At 69.3% G+C, this 15,511-nt stretch carries 11 protein-coding genes; 5 read left to right on the plus strand and 6 right to left on the minus strand.

Annotation, left to right across the window (positions count from 1 at the left end; translation table 11 throughout):
* Positions 1-37: 37 nt before the first annotated feature.
* Positions 38-910 (minus strand): methylglyoxal synthase, encoded by an 873-nt coding sequence (locus tag ABB28_RS12590; RefSeq protein ID WP_057508943.1) that lies wholly within the window; start codon positions 908-910, stop codon positions 38-40.
* A gap of 201 nt (positions 911-1,111) precedes the next feature.
* Here ABB28_RS12590 and ABB28_RS12595 point away from each other — a divergent pair, with 201 nt between their 5' ends.
* Positions 1,112-3,142 carry an ATP-binding protein gene (locus ABB28_RS12595; protein WP_152983473.1) on the plus strand — a complete coding sequence of 677 codons (2,031 nt, stop codon included), beginning with the start codon at positions 1,112-1,114 and terminating at the stop codon, positions 3,140-3,142.
* 19 nt (positions 3,143-3,161) lie between these two features.
* Here ABB28_RS12595 and ABB28_RS12600 read toward each other — a convergent pair whose 3' ends face one another.
* The 3 genes from ABB28_RS12600 to ABB28_RS12610 all read right to left on the minus strand — a co-directional run bounded on the left by ABB28_RS12600 (position 3,162) and on the right by ABB28_RS12610 (position 9,873).
* The gene (locus tag ABB28_RS12600; protein ID WP_057508945.1) at positions 3,162-4,607 is read right to left on the minus strand and encodes an FAD-dependent oxidoreductase; all 1,446 of its coding nucleotides are present in this window, start codon (positions 4,605-4,607) and stop codon (positions 3,162-3,164) included.
* 70 nt (positions 4,608-4,677) lie between these two features.
* On the minus strand, positions 4,678-9,132 hold the full coding sequence (gltB, locus tag ABB28_RS12605) for a glutamate synthase large subunit (protein WP_057508946.1): 4,455 nt from the start codon (positions 9,130-9,132) through the stop codon (positions 4,678-4,680).
* Positions 9,133-9,477: 345 nt separating this feature from the next.
* Positions 9,478-9,873, minus strand: a complete 396-nt coding sequence (locus ABB28_RS12610) for an I78 family peptidase inhibitor (protein WP_057508947.1) — start codon at positions 9,871-9,873, stop codon at positions 9,478-9,480.
* Positions 9,874-9,990: 117 nt separating this feature from the next.
* Here ABB28_RS12610 and ABB28_RS12615 point away from each other — a divergent pair, with 117 nt between their 5' ends.
* Positions 9,991-11,073: a DNA topoisomerase IB gene (locus ABB28_RS12615; protein WP_057508948.1), complete on the plus strand. Its 1,083-nt coding sequence runs from the start codon at positions 9,991-9,993 to the stop codon at positions 11,071-11,073.
* On the opposite strand, the gene ABB28_RS12620 is transcribed toward ABB28_RS12615, so the two are convergent.
* Complete coding sequence (locus tag ABB28_RS12620; protein WP_057508949.1) at positions 11,057-11,401, minus strand: putative periplasmic lipoprotein; 345 nt, start codon at positions 11,399-11,401, stop codon at positions 11,057-11,059. The genes ABB28_RS12615 and ABB28_RS12620 overlap by 17 nt on opposite strands.
* 181 nt (positions 11,402-11,582) lie before the next feature.
* On the opposite strand from ABB28_RS12620, the gene ABB28_RS12625 reads away from it, so the two are divergent.
* The 3 genes from ABB28_RS12625 to ABB28_RS12635 all read left to right on the plus strand — a co-directional run bounded on the left by ABB28_RS12625 (position 11,583) and on the right by ABB28_RS12635 (position 15,120).
* A complete protein-coding gene (locus tag ABB28_RS12625) occupies positions 11,583-12,716 on the plus strand; it encodes an SDR family oxidoreductase (RefSeq protein WP_057508950.1) in 1,134 nt (377 codons plus the stop codon).
* Positions 12,717-12,882: 166 nt separating this feature from the next.
* On the plus strand, positions 12,883-13,269 hold the full coding sequence (locus tag ABB28_RS12630) for a BlaI/MecI/CopY family transcriptional regulator (protein ID WP_057508951.1): 387 nt from the start codon (positions 12,883-12,885) through the stop codon (positions 13,267-13,269).
* Between the two features lie 3 nt (positions 13,270-13,272).
* Positions 13,273-15,120 (plus strand): M56 family metallopeptidase, encoded by a 1,848-nt coding sequence (locus ABB28_RS12635; protein ID WP_057508952.1) that lies wholly within the window; start codon positions 13,273-13,275, stop codon positions 15,118-15,120.
* A gap of 44 nt (positions 15,121-15,164) precedes the next feature.
* Here ABB28_RS12635 and ABB28_RS12640 read toward each other — a convergent pair whose 3' ends face one another.
* Positions 15,165-15,488: an I78 family peptidase inhibitor gene (locus ABB28_RS12640; protein WP_057508953.1), complete on the minus strand. Its 324-nt coding sequence runs from the start codon at positions 15,486-15,488 to the stop codon at positions 15,165-15,167.
* Positions 15,489-15,511: the final 23 nt, after the last annotated feature.

Genomic DNA, 15,511 nt, shown 5'->3' on the forward strand with positions numbered 1-15,511 from the left:
CCCGGCGCGCCTCCCGTAACAATCCGGCGCCTCGAACCTAGCCGGCTTTACCACGCAGTGCCGCCGCAGACGCCCACCGCGCCGCCACCCTTGGCGAGGTGATGCACACCGCCAGATCGGTCACCGTGGTAACCGCGCGCTCCAGCAGCTGGATGTCGGCCTCATGCTGCCGCGCCACATGGGGATCTTCGAAGAACACCGCACGCTGGCAGCGGCCCTCCAGCACCTGGTCGGCAATCTGCGCATCACCGCCCATCGGCCCACTCTGGTAGCGCGTCACCCACGGCGTATCGGTCGGCCAGCCACGGCTCCAGGCGAGCTCGTTCAAGCGCTGCCCGGTGGTCCCGGTGCCGATCCGCGAAGCAAACCGCGACAGCACGGCGAAGTGCTCATCGGCAAACGCCAGCATCGCCGGCTTCATCGCATCGTGCGCGATCAGCGCCAGGGTCTGCCCTTCGAACCGGTGCAGGTCGTCCGCCGCAGCATCGGCGGCGAAACCGGCGTGCAGCCGTTCCACCTCCACCCAGTCGCGCGCACTGGCCACGGTGGAAATGAAGGGTTTGGCATGGATCACGCACTGGCGCTTGAGCGCGATGGCTTCCGGGAAAATCGACGACGGATCAACCGGGTCGATCAGGTAGATGGCGCCGTCCAGGCTGCGCTCGGCGCCCATGCCGACCACCTCGGCCACCAGCTTCATCAGCCCGCCGTCGCGGCCATACGGATACTGCTGGACCAGCGGATCCCCCCGCAGCGGACCGTACTGCTGGATGGCATCGAAGGTGCGGCCGACCGCATGCAGCGAACACTGCAGGTCACGCAGCCCCGCCTCACTGGCGCGCAGGAAGCGGAACAGCGCGGCTTCGCCATCATGGTGGTGCAGCCGGTTGGCAGCCAGTCCGAGTCGCATACAGGGGTTCTCCAGGGGGGCACTGCCGAAGTGTATGCGCTGGATCACGCCAGGCGTCGTCGCTTATGCAGCAATCCTGATGGTGCCCGGCGGTGAGCCTGCTAGCGTCGGTGGCCGATGGATTGCGGAAAGGACATCTTCGTGGCGCCGTGTTTTGTCACCGCCTGCCTTGTACTGGGGTCGCTCACGCTGCCCGGGCCGATGCGGGGCCCTCTCGTGGTTGCCGGCCTGCTGCTGGCACTGGCCGGCATCGCCCTCGTGCAGGCGAACGGCTACTGGCGGCTGCGCAACGAAGTCCGCCACCGCCGCGACGTGCAGCGGCTGTTCGACGAGGTATCCGGCAACCTGCCGGTGGTCGTGTTCCAGGCGCGGCGCGCGCGCGATGGGCGCATCCAGATCGAACTGCTGGCCGGGGACACCCCACAACTGTTCAGCGCATCACCGCGCGAACTGCAGGATGACCCGTCGCGCATCCTGTCCGCGATCCATGCCGGCGACCACAAGCGCGTGCTGTCGGTGCTGCTGCGCGCGGTGCGTCGCGTCTGTCCGGTGGCGCTGCGCTTCGGCGCCGATGGCGTACGCGGCCCACGGCACATCGCCATGCAGGCATGGCCCAGCGTGGACGCATCCAGGGAGCAGCGCTGGACCGGTTACTGGATGGATGTTTCCGACGCCGACACGCGTGCACAGGCGATCCTCCACGCACACGCCCAGGCGGCAGCGGACGCGGCCGAGCGCGAGCAGATGGTCACCCGCCTGGGAACCGGGATCGGCGCGCCCATGCAGGCCCTGCTGGGGCGGCTGGCGCTGCTGCGCGCGGCGCCGCTGGACGCGCAGCAGCGCGTGGTGATGGACACCCTGGAGGATGCCGCGTCGATGCTGGCGCGCATCCTGGACGACGTCGCCGCCCTGTCCGCCGGACGTGCCGATGGCATGGACCTGCAGGCCGGGCCGGTCGACCTGCGGATGCTGGTGCACGGCGTGGAGACCCTGCTGCGGCCGGTCGCGCAGTCCAAGGGCCTGTACCTGCACCAGCGCGTGGAACCCCGCGTGGCCGCGCAGCTGCTGGCCGATGCCACCCGCCTGCGGCAGGTGCTGTTCAACCTGGTCGGCAACGCGATCAAGTTCACCCGCCACGGCGGCGTCTCGCTGTCCCTGCAGCAGGTCGAAGATACCGATCACGCGCAGCGGGTGCGGCTGGTCGTGTCCGATACCGGGGTCGGCATCGCGTTGGAGCGGCAGGAGGCGGTATTCGAGCGGTTTGCCCAGGCTGAGCGATCCACCACGCGCCAGCATGGCGGGTCCGGGTTGGGACTGGGCATCTGCCGCCAGCTGGTCACTGCGATGGGCGGCAGCCTGGTCCTGCGCAGCGCACCCGGGCAGGGCACGGTGGTTGAAATCGAACTGGACCTGCCGCACGCGCCGGGGGGAAGCGCCGATGCGCGGGTGAACCCTGGCAGCGTAGCGGCCGCTGCTCAGGAAGCGACGTCCTGCAGCGGGTCATCGCCCCGCGTGCTGGTCGCCGAAGACCATCCGACCCAGCAGCTGCTGATGCAGTGGTGGCTGCGTGGCATGGGGCTGGACGTAGAAGTGGCCAGCGATGGCGTGCAGGCGCTGGCATCATGGCGGCGCGACCCGCCACGACTGCTGTTCACCGATGAGCAGATGCCCGGCCTCACCGGTGCCGAACTGGTGCAGCGGATCCGCCGCGAAGAACAGGAACGCGGCCGCCCGCCCGGTCCCATCATCGGCATGACCGCCGACACCGACGGCATGCGCGGGATGGCGCTGGACCACGTGCTTGCCAAGCCGATCAGTCGGCGCACGCTGCACGAGGCCATCGCCAGGGTCGCCCCTGGGCTGCTCACCGGGGGAGCCGCAGCGGCAGGGGCCTGCCCGGCGGTGGATCCCACCGATGCACCGACCCTGGCGTCGCTGGCGGCGCGGTTCGGCAACGAAGACGCCGCCCGCCAGCTGGTGCATACGCTGCGCGCGAGCCTGGAAGAGGACGCGGTGGTCCTGGAGGAGGCATGGCGGCAAGCGGACCCGCGCGTGGCCTCGCAGCGGTTGCATCGCATGGCCGGCGGCGTGGGCAGCCTGGGGCTGGTCGCGCTGGCCGCCCGCCTGCGCGCGCTGAACGAGGCGCAGGCGCCGCCCTCCCGCGCCGAGCGCGACCAGTTGCGCAGCCGACTGCAGCGCTGCATCGCGCACCTGCGCCAGCTGGAAGGCTAGCGCAGGGGCATGCGCAGGGTCATGCCAGCAGCAGGCGCACGATGCTCGCCGCGGCATCGCGGCCTTCGGCCACGGCGGTCACCACCAGGTCCGCACCGCGCACCGCATCGCCGCCGGCAAACAGCCGCGGGTGTGCGGTCTGGAACGGCAGGCGGTCCTTGCCACCGACCTGCAGGCGACCGTTGCCGGTGGATTCCACGCCGTGCGCGGACAGCCATTCCGGCGCGCTCGGCGAGAAGCCGAAGGCGATGATCACCACGTCCGCTTCCAGCAGCGATTCGCTGCCTTCGATCGGCACCGCCGCCTGGCGGCCATTGGCGTCGGGTTCGCCCAGCCGGGTTTCCACCACGGTCACGCCGATCGCCTCGTCATCGGCACCGGCTTCGATGGACAGCGGCTGGCGGTTGAACAGGAAGCGAACGCCCTCTTCGCGGGCGTTGGCGACTTCGCGCGCGGAGCCGGGCATGTTGGCTTCGTCGCGGCGGTAGGCACAGGTGACGCGCGCCGCACCCAGGCGGATGGCGCTGCGCACGCAGTCCATGCCGGTATCGCCGCCGCCCAGCACCACCACGCGCTTGCCGGTAAGGTCGGGCAGGCTGATCTGGTCTTCCCAGCCGGCGATCGGCCTGCCCTGCGGGTTGTCGCCGCTGACGATGCGGGCGTTCTGCACCAGGAACGGCAGCGCAGGCAGCACGCCTTTCAGGTCCTGCCCATCCAGCCCGCCGTCGGTATAGCGGTAGGCACCGGTGCCGAGGAACACCGCATCGTGGCGCTGCAGCAGGTCGTCCACGGTGACATCGCGGCCGATCTCCACGCCCAGGCGGAACTGCACGCCCATGCCTTCCAGCACCTCGCGGCGCTTGCGGATCACGTCCTTGTCCAGCTTGAAGCTGGGGATGCCGAACTGCAGCAGCCCGCCGATCTGTTCGTAGCGGTCATATACCACCGCGGTGATGCCGGCACGCGCCAGGCGGTCGGCGCAGGCCAGTCCGGCCGGGCCCGCACCCACCACCGCCACGGTGCGGCCGGTGGGCTCCACCGTGCTCAGGTCCGGTCGCCAGCCGCGGGCGAGCGCGGTATCGACGATGTATTTCTCCACCGCGCCGATGGTCACCGCGCCGAATTCCTCCAGCGTGCAGCTGCCTTCGCACAGGCGGTCCTGCGGGCACACCCGGCCACACACTTCCGGCAGCGGGTTGGTGCTGTGGCACAGCGTGGCGGCTTCCTCGATGCGGTTTTCCTGCACCAGCTGCAGCCACTGCGGGATCGCATTGTGCACCGGGCACTTCCAGCTGCAGTACGGGTTGCCGCAGTCCAGGCAGCGGCCGGCCTGGTACTGCGCGTCCTCCTTGCCGAACTTGCCGTACAGCTCGCCCCAGTCGCCGGAGGTGCGCAGTTCCACCGGGATGCGCTGCGGCATCGTCCGGGGCAGGTCGAGGAACTGGAAAGCGTGCTTGCGACTCATGGCGGGCTCTGCCTCTCGGCTTGGAGGTGCTGCCGGCCAGTGGCCGGCGCTACCGATGAAAGGGGCGGGGTCATGCGGCGCGGCGCAGGGTTTCGGTCAGCGATTCGATGCTGGCGGCCTTGGGCTTCACCAGCCAGAACTTGCCGATGTAATCGCGGAACTCGTCCATGATCTGCTGGGCCCAGATGCTGCCGGTCAGCTCGCGATGGCGGCCGATCAGCCGATGCAGGTGCTGGCGGTAGTTCTCGAAGCCTTCGGCGGATACGCGATGGATGTCGATCAGCTCATGGTTGTAGCGGTCGACGAAATCACGGTCCACGTCCAGCACGTAGGCCAGCCCGCCGGTGAAGCCGGCGCCGAAGTTCAGGCCGACCTTGCCGAGCACCAGCACCACGCCGTCGGTCATGTATTCGCAGCAGTGGTCACCGGCGCCTTCGATCACCGCCAGCGCGCCGGAGTTGCGCACCGCGAAGCGCTCGCCGGCCCGGCCGGCGGCGAACAGCTCGCCACCGGTGGCGCCGTACAGGCAGGTGTTGCCGATGATCGCGGTGCTGCGGGCCTCGAAGCGCGCGCCGCGTGGCGGCCGCACCACCAGCCGGCCGCCGGCCATGCCCTTGCCCACGTAGTCGTTGGCTTCGCCTTCCACTTCCAGGTGCAGGCCACCGACGTTGAAGGCACCGAAGCTCTGCCCGGCGGTGCCGCGGAAGCGCAGCTCCAGCGGCGATTCGGCCATGCCCTGGTTGCCGTGCGCGCGGGCGATGGTGCCCGACAGGCGGGTGCCGATGCTGCGGTCGGTGTTGTGGATCAGGAAGCGATGGTCGCCGCCCCGCTTGTTGGCGATGGCATCGGCCAGCAGGCCGTCCATCTGGGTGGCCAGGCTGTCCGGCGATTCGTACAGGCGCTGGGCGGCGCAGTGGCTGCCTTCGTAGCTGGCATCGGCGAGCAGCCGCGACAGGTCCACGCGCACGCCTTCGCGCGGCGCGGTATCGATCTGCCGCAGCAGTTCGGTGCGGCCGATGATGTCCTGCAGCGAACGCACGCCCAGGTAGGACAGCCAGCCGCGCACTTCTTCGGCCAACAGCTTGAAGAAGTTCTCCACGCGTTCGGGCTGGCCGGTGAAATAGTTCTCGCGCAGGCGCTCGTCCTGGGTGGCCACGCCGGTGGCGCAGTTGTTGAGGTGGCAGATGCGCAGGTACTTGCAGCCCAGCACGATCATCGGACCGGTGCCGAAACCGAAGCTGTCCGCGCCGAGGATGGCCGCCTTGACCACGTCCAGGCCGGTCTTCAGGCCGCCATCGGTCTGCAGGATGGTGCGCGCGCGCAGGTCGTTGCCGACCAGTGCCTGGTGCGCTTCGGCCACGCCCAGTTCCCACGGCACGCCGGCGTAGCGGATCGAGCTGACCGGCGAAGCGCCGGTGCCGCCGTCGTGGCCGGAGATGGTGATCAGGTCGGCGCCGGCTTTCACCACGCCAGCGGCGATCGTGCCCACGCCGGCATGGCTGACCAGCTTCACCGACACCAGCGCGGTCGGGTTGACCTGCTTGAGGTCGTAGATCAGCTGGGCCAGGTCTTCGATGGAATAGATGTCATGGTGCGGCGGCGGCGAGATCAGGCCGATGCCCGGCTTGGCATAACGCAGGCGGGCAATCAGTTCATTGACCTTGTGGCCGGGCAGCTGGCCGCCTTCGCCGGGCTTGGCGCCCTGGGCGACCTTGATCTGCAGCACTTCGGCGTTGACCAGGTACTCGGCGGTGACACCGAAGCGACCGGACGCGACCTGCTTGATCTTGGAACGCTTTTCGGTGCCATAGCGGGCGGGGTCTTCGCCGCCTTCGCCGGAGTTGCTGCGGCCACCCAGCCGGTTCATGGCGATGGCCAGCGCTTCATGCGCTTCCGGCGACAACGCGCCCAGGCTGATCGCCGCGGTATCGAAGCGCGGGAACAGGTCGCTGGCCGGTGCCACCTCGTCCAGCGGGGTGGGCGTGGCGGCGGGTACCAGCTGCAGCAGGTCGCGCAGCGCCGACGGCGGACGTGCATGCACGGCATCGCAGTACGCCTGCCAGTGGGTCGGATCGCCCGAGCGCGAGGCGCGCTGCAGGGTCATGACCACGTCCGGGTTGTACATGTGGTATTCGCCGCCGTGGACATACTTCAGCAGGCCGCCGACGTCCGGCTGCACCTGGTCGTCCCAGGCCTGCACGGTCAGTTCGCGGGCTTCGGCATCCAGCCGCGCGAAGCTGACGCCGCCGACCCGCGACGGCGTCTCCGGGAAGCACAGCTCGACCACGTCCGGCTCCAGCCCGACGATCTCGAACAGCTGCGCACCGCGGTAGCTGGCCACCGTGCAGATGCCCATCTTGGAGATGATCTTGGACAGGCCCTTGTACACGCCCTTGCGGTAACGGCGACCGATCTGCGACTGCTCGCCGCCCTTGCTGAGCTTGAGGATGCCGCGGCGGCCGAGGTCGAACAGGGTCTGGTAGGCCAGGTACGGATACACCGCGGTGGCACCGAAGCCGAGCAGGCAGGCCATGTGGTGCGGATCGCGCGCGGTGCCGGTTTCCAGGATCAGGTTCACCTCGCAGCGCAGTCCGGTGTTGCACAGGTGGTGGTGCACCGCGCTGGTGGCCAGCAGGGCATGCACCATCGGCCGGTCGGTGACCGGATAGCGGTCGGACAGCAGCAGCATGACGATGCCATCGCGCGCGGCCTGTTCGGCCTCGGCACAGATGCGCTCGATGCCGGCGCGCAGGCCTTCTTCTTCGCTGTAGGACAGGTCGATCAGCCGGTTGGCGTCGGCGTACTGCTCCATCTTCAGCAGCTGGCGCAGCTTGCGCTGGCTCAGCACCGGCGAGTTGAGGATGACGTGGTTAACCGTCTCGGCGCCGGCATGGAAGATGTTGGTCTCCTTGCCGAGCTGGGTGGACAGCGACATCGCGCAGTCTTCGCGCAGCGGATCGATCGGCGGGTTGGTGACCTGCGCGAACGCCTGGCGGAAGTAGTCGTACAGCGGGCGGCTGCGCTGGCTCAGCACCGCCATCGGCGTGTCATCGCCCATTGAACCGGTGGCTTCCTGTTCGGTTTCCGCCAGCGGGCGCAGTACCTGCTCCACTTCCTCGGTGCTGAGCTGGTACAGCTTGTGGTAGCTGCGCAGGGTGCGGGCGTCGAACGGTTCTTCCACCAGCGAAGGATCGATCAGTTCGGTCTGCAGGTAGGTCACGCCCTGCTGCAGCCACTGCTTGTACGGCGCGCGGCCGCGGTTGATCCGGTCCACCGCCTCCGAATCGAGCAGGTCGCCGCGCTTGAGGTCGATGGCGATCATCTCGCCCGGCCCCAGCTTGCCCTTGCGCACCACGCGTTCGGTCGGCACTTCCCAGACGCCGGCTTCGGAGGCGACCAGGAAGTGGCGGTCGGAGGTGAGCATCCAGCGTGCCGGGCGCAGGCCATTGCGGTCCAGCGTGCATACCGCATAGCGGTCGTCGCAGGCGACGATGCCGGCCGGGCCGTCCCACGGCTCACTGTTGAGCCCGTGGAATTCGTAGAACGCGGCGAGGTCGGGATCCTTGAATTCCAGCGACTGGGTGGCCGGCGGGACCAGGATGCGCAGCGCCTGGATCAGCTCCATGCCGGCGCTGACCATCAGTTCCAGCATGTTGTCCAGGCTCTGCGAATCCGAACCGTGCATGGAGATCACCGGATCGAATTCACCGATGTCGAAGCGCGGGGTCTTCCACACCTTGCTGCGCGCCTGCGCCCAGCGACGGTTGCCTTCGATGGTGTTGATTTCACCGTTGTGGGCGAGCATGCGGAACGGATGCGCCAGCGGCCAGCGCGGCAGCGTATTGGTGGAGAAACGCTGGTGGAACACGATCGCGCTGGAAGCCAGGTCGCTGCGCTGCAGGTCCAGGAAGAAGCGCGACAGCTTGTCCGGCAGCACCATGCCCTTGTAGCTGATCGCGTTCGGGCTGAGCGTGGTGACGTAGTAGTCGGCGTGGTCGCGCAGCGACTGTTCGCTGCGGCGACGGGCCAGGAACAGGGCCAGGGTGAAGGCGGCATTGTCCTGGGCCTGGCCGGCATCGACGAAGACCTGTTCGATGCGCGGCAGCGTGTCGCGTGCCAGCTGGCCGCAGACGCTGGGATCAGTCGGCACCACGCGCCAGCCGCGCGGCTGCGTGCCGGCCTTGGTCAGCTCGGCTTCCAGCGCGGCGCGGCACTGCGCGGCGGCGGTTTCATCGTGCGGCAGGAACACCACGCCGGCAGCGAAGCGCGCGCCGACGCTGATGCCCGCTTCGGCGGCGACGGCTTTGAGGAACACCTGCGGGCGACGCAGCAGCAGGCCGCAGCCGTCGCCGGTCACGCCGTCGGCGGCGACGCCACCGCGGTGGGTCATCCGCGAAAGCGCGGCGATGGCGGTATCCACGAGCAGCCGGGACGGCTGGTCATCCAGCTGGGCGACCATGCCGAAACCACAGGCATCGCGCTCGTGTCGTGGGTCGTAAAGCCCTTGGCGGTTGCGGGGGGCCATCTTTGCCTCTTGGTCAGGTGAGCGGGGACTCCTGCGCCTGCCCACAGGACGCGCCGTGACCACCGGAATGAGGGTGCCGTGCCGGGACGGCAGGGACAGCGAAGCAGCGTCCTGGCGTTGGTCGATGCGACCGTTCCCCCGGCAGGGCGGATGCCCCGTGCGGTGGCGTGCCTCCCCTGGCGCTCGCCAAGCGCTTTCGCGCTCATTCCAGGAGACAGGGCGCGCTGCCTGGAGCGCGCGGGATGCCACCGGATGCTTCGACTAGACCATAGATGGTGCAATGCCGCAACACACGGTTGCACGCGCAACCAAGGCGCTGGCAAGTGCTTGCCAGCGCTGGGGAAATCAACCGCAGCGAAGGCCGCTGACCACGTCCTTCTCGTCCACTTCCACATTCAGGCGCTCGCCCACGAATTCCATCGTGGTCATGTCGCCGGGGCGCAGCACGCGCAGCGATTTCGCACTGGCGTCCTGCTGGGCCTGGCTGCCGAGTGCACCGGTGAAGGGCTGGCCGACCAGGCTCTGCACCTGGGTGGCATCGCAGTTGCCGATCGGCGGGGCTTCGGTCGCCTTGCCGGCTTCGTCGGCGGGGGCAGTGGCATTTTCAGCGGCCTGCTGGGCCTGCGCGGTGACGGCATCCTGTTCGTCCATCGGCGGCGCCGAGCAGGCGGCCAGGAACAGGGTGGCGGGGAGCAGGAGCAGGAAGGGGCGCGCCAGGCGCGGCAACTGCGGGAACGACATGCGGACTCCGGAAACGTTCTGGATGACGAAAGCGTGAGCATAACGGCTGTAGGCCGTCCACGTGTTCGTGTTGCGTTATTGACGCGGCCTGCTCGGCGCGACGGCCACACTGCAGGCATGAGCCAAACCGCCGCAACCCCTGAAAAAGCCGCCGCCCGCGCTGCCGGACTGCGTTACGTGGACGACAGCCAACCGGGCTATCAGCGACGCCGTGCGGGCAAGGGATTCGCCTACCGCGATCCGGCCGGACAGGCCGTTCGCGATGCCGACGTGCTCGCCCGCATCCGCTCCCTGGCCGTGCCGCCGGCGTACACCGATGTCTGGATCTGCCACTGGCCCAACGGCCACCTGCAGGCGACCGGCCGTGATGCGCGGGGCCGCAAGCAGTACCGCTACCACCCCGACTGGGCGCGGGTGCGCGGGGAGGGCAAGTTCGACCGCATCATCGCCTTCGGCGAGGCGCTGCCCACGCTGCGCCGCCATCTGCGCAACGACCTGAAGCGCACCGGCTTCCCGCGCGAAAAAGTCCTGGCGATCGTGGTGGCGCTGCTTGCCGACACCCTGGTGCGGGTCGGCAATGAAACCTATGCGCGCGAAAACAAATCCTTCGGCCTGACCACGCTGCGCAACCGGCACCTTGCGCTGGTGGCCGGCGGGCGGGTGCAGATGCGCTTCCGCGGCAAGTCCGGGCAGCAGCATGAGGTGGAGATCGGCGACAAGCAGCTGGCCAAGCAGGTGCGTCGCATCCAGCAGCTCCCCGGGCAGGCGCTGTTCCAGTACCGCGACGACGACGGCACGCTGCAGCCGGTCGATTCCGGCGAGGTCAACGACTACCTGCGCGAGGTGATGGGCGAGGAGTTCACCGCCAAGGACTTCCGCACCTGGGGCGGCACCGTGGAAGCACTGCGCGCGTTCGCCGCCACCGAGCTGCCCGAGCCGGCCAGCAAGACCGCACTGGCCGCCGCGCAGCGCGAGGTGGTGTGCAAGGTGGCCGACCTGCTGGGCAACACGCCGGCGGTCTGCCGCAAGGCCTATATCGATCCCAGCGTGTTCGGCGGCTGGGAGCGGGGGGAGCTGGTCGCGCTGGCCGGCCTGCGTGGCCAGCGGCAGTGGGAACAGGCGACCCTGCGCTACCTGCGCAGGGCACGCCGGGTGACGGCCAAGGTCAGCCGCAGCACCAAGGTCAGCCGCAGTAAATAGCGGTGATGTTGTTGGTGCGGCCGGTTTCGATCGTCAGCCGCTCGCCGCCTTCATGCGCGGCACCGGCGGCCGGATCGGCGCTGCCGCTGGCGGTGGGGCCACTGCGCTCGCGGGTGCCGCGCAGTACCTGCACCTGCAGGCTGTCGCTGTCCACGCGGGCACGCTCCACGGTCGCCGCCGCCGCCGCCAGGCCGACCGCGCCCTGCACCTTGTCCAGGTGGCACTGGCCGGAAATCACGCCGTCGATCGGCTGCACCTGGGCCACCGGCGTGCTGCTGCAGGCGGCCAGGGAAACGGCCATCGCGGCCACGCTGAGGTAACGGATCATCGATGCAGCTCCACTGGGTTCGAGGCCTCCAGCCTGACGGGTGCGGCGTGGTGTCGGGATGAACGCGTGCACATGCCGGGCACGTTGCATTCACTGCCACGGCAACGCGCGATGTGGAGACTGGTTGCACGCCCTGGACACACCGTGCTGTCCTGGACAATCCGCTTCAAGAGGAGATCTCATGGCTACCGCCAAGACCGCCCCGGCAAAGAAAGTCCCCGCCCGCCAGAAAGCCACCCCGAAGGTCCGCAAGGGCACCCGCGCCGCCGCTGCCGCGCCGGCCGATGCAGAAGGCACCGCACGCAAGCGCGTGGTCAAGACCGCCACCCGCAAGACCGCCGCCACCGACGAACGGGGTGCGCGGGTGGCCGCGCGACAGCGTCGCCTGCAGGACCAGGAAAAGGCCAAAGACGCGCGCGCCAGCAAGAAGGCCGCGAAGAAAAAGGTGACCCAGGCAGGCACCCGCAAGCAGCCTGAAAAGATGCCCGCGCAGTCCATCGCCAAGCCCGGCCACGAGCACGCGCTGGACCTGGCGCCCCGTTTCCTGGCCCCGCATTACGCAGGCAGCGGCAAGCTGAAGGGCCTGCGTGCGATCGTCACCGGCGGCGATTCCGGCATCGGTCGCGCGGTCGCCGTGCTGTATGCCCGCGAAGGCGCGGACGTGGCGGTACTGCACCTGGACGAACACGAAGATGCCGATGTCACCCGCCAGCACGTGGAGCGAGAAGGGGGACGCTGCATCGTGATCGCCGGTGACGTGCGTGATCCGAGGTTCTGCAATCGCGCGGTGAAGCAGGTGGCCAAGGCCTTCGGCGGCATCGACATCCTGGTCAACAATGCGGCCTTCCAGCTGCATTGCCATCGCCTGGAAGACCTCGATGACGCCCATCTGCAGGAGACCCTGCAGACCAACATCGGCGGTTACATCCAGATGGCCCGCGCCGTGCTGCCGTACCTTGGCGAGGGCGCCAGCATCGTCAATTCGGGATCGGAAACCGGCCTGTTCGGCAGCAAGTCACTGATCGACTACTCGGCCACCAAGGGTGCCATCCATGCCTTCACCAAGGCCCTGGCCAGCCAGCTGCTGCCGCGCGGCATCCGGGTCAACTGCGTGGCGCCGGGCCCGGTGTGGACGCCGTTGAATCCGGCCGACAAGGCCGCGCCGGACGTCGGCGAGTTCGGCCAGGACAGTGACATGGGCCGCGCCGCGCAGCCGGAAGAGCTGTCGCCGGCCTACGTGTTCCTGGCCGCGCCCAGCTGTTCCAGCTACATCAGCGGCGCGATCCTGCCGGTGATGGGCGGCCCGCGCGGCTGAGCGCAAGCACCGGATACCGCTACACCTCCGGGGTCAGCGTCGTTCCCGCTACGTGGAAAGGACGCTGACCCCTTGCCGTTCGTCGGTACATGACCTTCGGGGGGTTGACTACACCTGTCGCCACGGGCACTGTGGCGACACGTGTAGTCACCCAAGGAACCGTGCCATGCACCGCAAGACGATCGGGGACCAGGAACTGGCCCTGCTGCAGTACATCGACGAGGCAGGAACGCCCAGCGTGGGCGAAGTGGCGGTCGGATTCGGCGAGCCGCGCGGCCTGGCCCGGTCCACCGTGCTGACCATGATGGAACGCCTGCGCGGCAAGAACTACCTGCGTCGCGAGCAGGCCGACGGCATGTACCGCTACCAGTCCACGGCCGGGCAGGACAGCGTGGTGCAGGGCGCCATCGCGCAGTTCGTCGACCGCACCCTGCAGGGCTCGGTGTCGCCGTTCGTGGCCTATCTGTCCCAACGCGATACGGTCAGCGACGACGAACTTGCCGAGCTGGAAGCACTGGTCGAACAGCTGCAGTCACGCCGGCAGGAGGGCTGAGCCATGGACGCGAACCTGATCGTGATGCTGGAACGACTGGCCTGGACCAGCCTGCAGACCGCGCTGCTGGTCGCGCTGGTGTGGGGTGTCTGCCGCGCCGTGCCGTCACTGGGCGCCGCCGCGCGCTGCCGGATGTGGTGGCTGGTATCGCTGCAGGCAGTGCTGGGCCTGTTCTGGGCGCAGCCGCTGCAGTTGGCGGTGCTGCCGGCACCGGCGGTGACGCCGTCCATGGGCGAAACGGTGTACGTGCAGGCGGCTGTGCTGTCGGCACAGGGGCTGGCGATTGCCGAGCAAGGCATCGCGTCGTCCGCGTTGTCGACCACGCCGTGGTGGGCACTGGCGCTGGCCGCGTTTTGGCTGGCTGGCGTGCTGGCCATGGCGTGGCGGACTCATGGCGAATGGCGGCGGAGCCGCGCGCTGCTGGGCCATGCCACCCCGTGCGATGACCAGGCGCTGGTGCACGCGCTGCAGCTGGCGGCAGAAGCGCACGGCCTGCGTCGTGCGCCGCGCCTGTGGATGAGCGCCGACATCGATGCGCCGCAGGTGGTCGGACCGTTGCGGCCGGTGCTGCTGCTGCCGGTGGGTGTGCATGCACTGCAGGGCGACGCGCTGGACCTGGCGCTGACCCATGAACTGCAGCACCTGCAGCGGAACGACCTGCAGTGGGGCCTGCTGCCGGCGCTGGCGCAGCACCTGTTCTTCTTCCACCCGCTGCTGCGGTTGGCGGTCAGCGAATACGCGCAGGCCCGCGAAGAAGCAGTTGATGCGGCGGTGGTGGACGGTCGTGGGGAGCGTCGTCAGGATTACGGCCGCCTGCTGTTGCAGCTGGGCGTGATGCCGCGCCCGCACCTGGGGGTAGCCAGCGCCGCACCGAGCCGGCAAAGCCTCAAGCGCCGCTTGATTTCGCTGCAGCAGCACCAGGCATGCCCGAAGGCGTTGACGGCGCTGCTGACGGTGGCCGTGCTGGCCGTGGCGATCCTGCCGATGCGGCTGGTCGCGGCCGCGCCGCCACCGCCCGCGCCACCGTCGCCGCCTGCAGCCCCCGCTGCACCGGCCGCGCCGCCTGCGTTGGCGGCATCGGACGCACCGCCGGCGCCTGCCGCTGCCACCGTTCCTGTGCCACCGGCACCGCCTGCGCCGCCACCGGCACCGGCGAGCGCACGCAGCGGACACGCCAGCACCACCACCCATACCGTCAGCCGTGACGGCGGCCACCGCGTCGCCACGCTGGTCACCCACGGGCGGCTGGACCTGGGGGAGCGGCCTGCGCGTGCCCACGTGCTGGTCACCGGTAACGAGAGCTATGCCGACGGTGCGCTGGATGACGTGACCCAGGCACGAAGTGACCTGGGTGCGGGTGCAGCGGGCTTCTGGTTCCGCCAAGGCGACCAGCGTTACGTGGTGCGCGACACCGCACTGCTGCAGCAGATGCAGGCCGCCTATGCCGACGCCGCACGACTGGGCCAGCAACAGGCCGCCCTGGGATTGAAGCAGGGTGCGCTGGGCCGCCAGCAGGGTGAGTTGGGCCGGCGTACCGGTGAGCAGGCGCGGGCGCTCGCGCAGCACGCACGGGATACCGCGCGCAGTGCGCTGGGCGGATCATCGGACATCAACCGCGATGCCGCCGCGCAGGCCGCACGTGCGGGGCGCGGTGCGACCCAGGAGGCGACCCACGATGCGCTGTCCCGCCTGGCTGGCCGGCAGGGCGAACTGGGCAGGCAGCAGGCGGTGCTGGGCGAAGAACAGGCCGAACTGGGCCGGCTTCAGGCGGAGGTGCAGGCACGTGCCTCGCGCGAGGCCGAGAAGGTCATCGCCAAGGCGCTCGCGGACGGGCGCGCCGTGCGGCTCTGAGCATCAACGAGGGAGCGGGTCACTGCCCGCTCCCTCGCGGCAGCTCAGCCGCAGCTGGCTGAAATGATCTTGTTCTGCTCGTCCACGCGGACGGTAACGCGGTCTTCGCGGTAATCCATGGTGACCGCCATGCCCGGCTTGACCACCCGGATGGTCCGCGCCCCGGCATCGCGCACCGCACGGTCGATGACCTCCTGGCTGGCCATCTGGCCGCTCAGCGCGGTCAGCGTGTCGGCATGGCAATGGCTGCCGACGCCCGCTACTTCCGGCTTCGGGTTGGTCGGCGCCGTATCTGCACTGGACGGCGTACTGCTGCATGCGGCCAACGGCAGCAGACAGCTGAGCAACAACCAACGATTCGAACGCATGGCAAACCTCCCGGGTCGATGGA

The sequence above is a fragment of the Stenotrophomonas chelatiphaga genome (genome assembly GCF_001431535.1).
Classification (GTDB): Bacteria; Pseudomonadota; Gammaproteobacteria; order Xanthomonadales; family Xanthomonadaceae; genus Stenotrophomonas; species Stenotrophomonas chelatiphaga.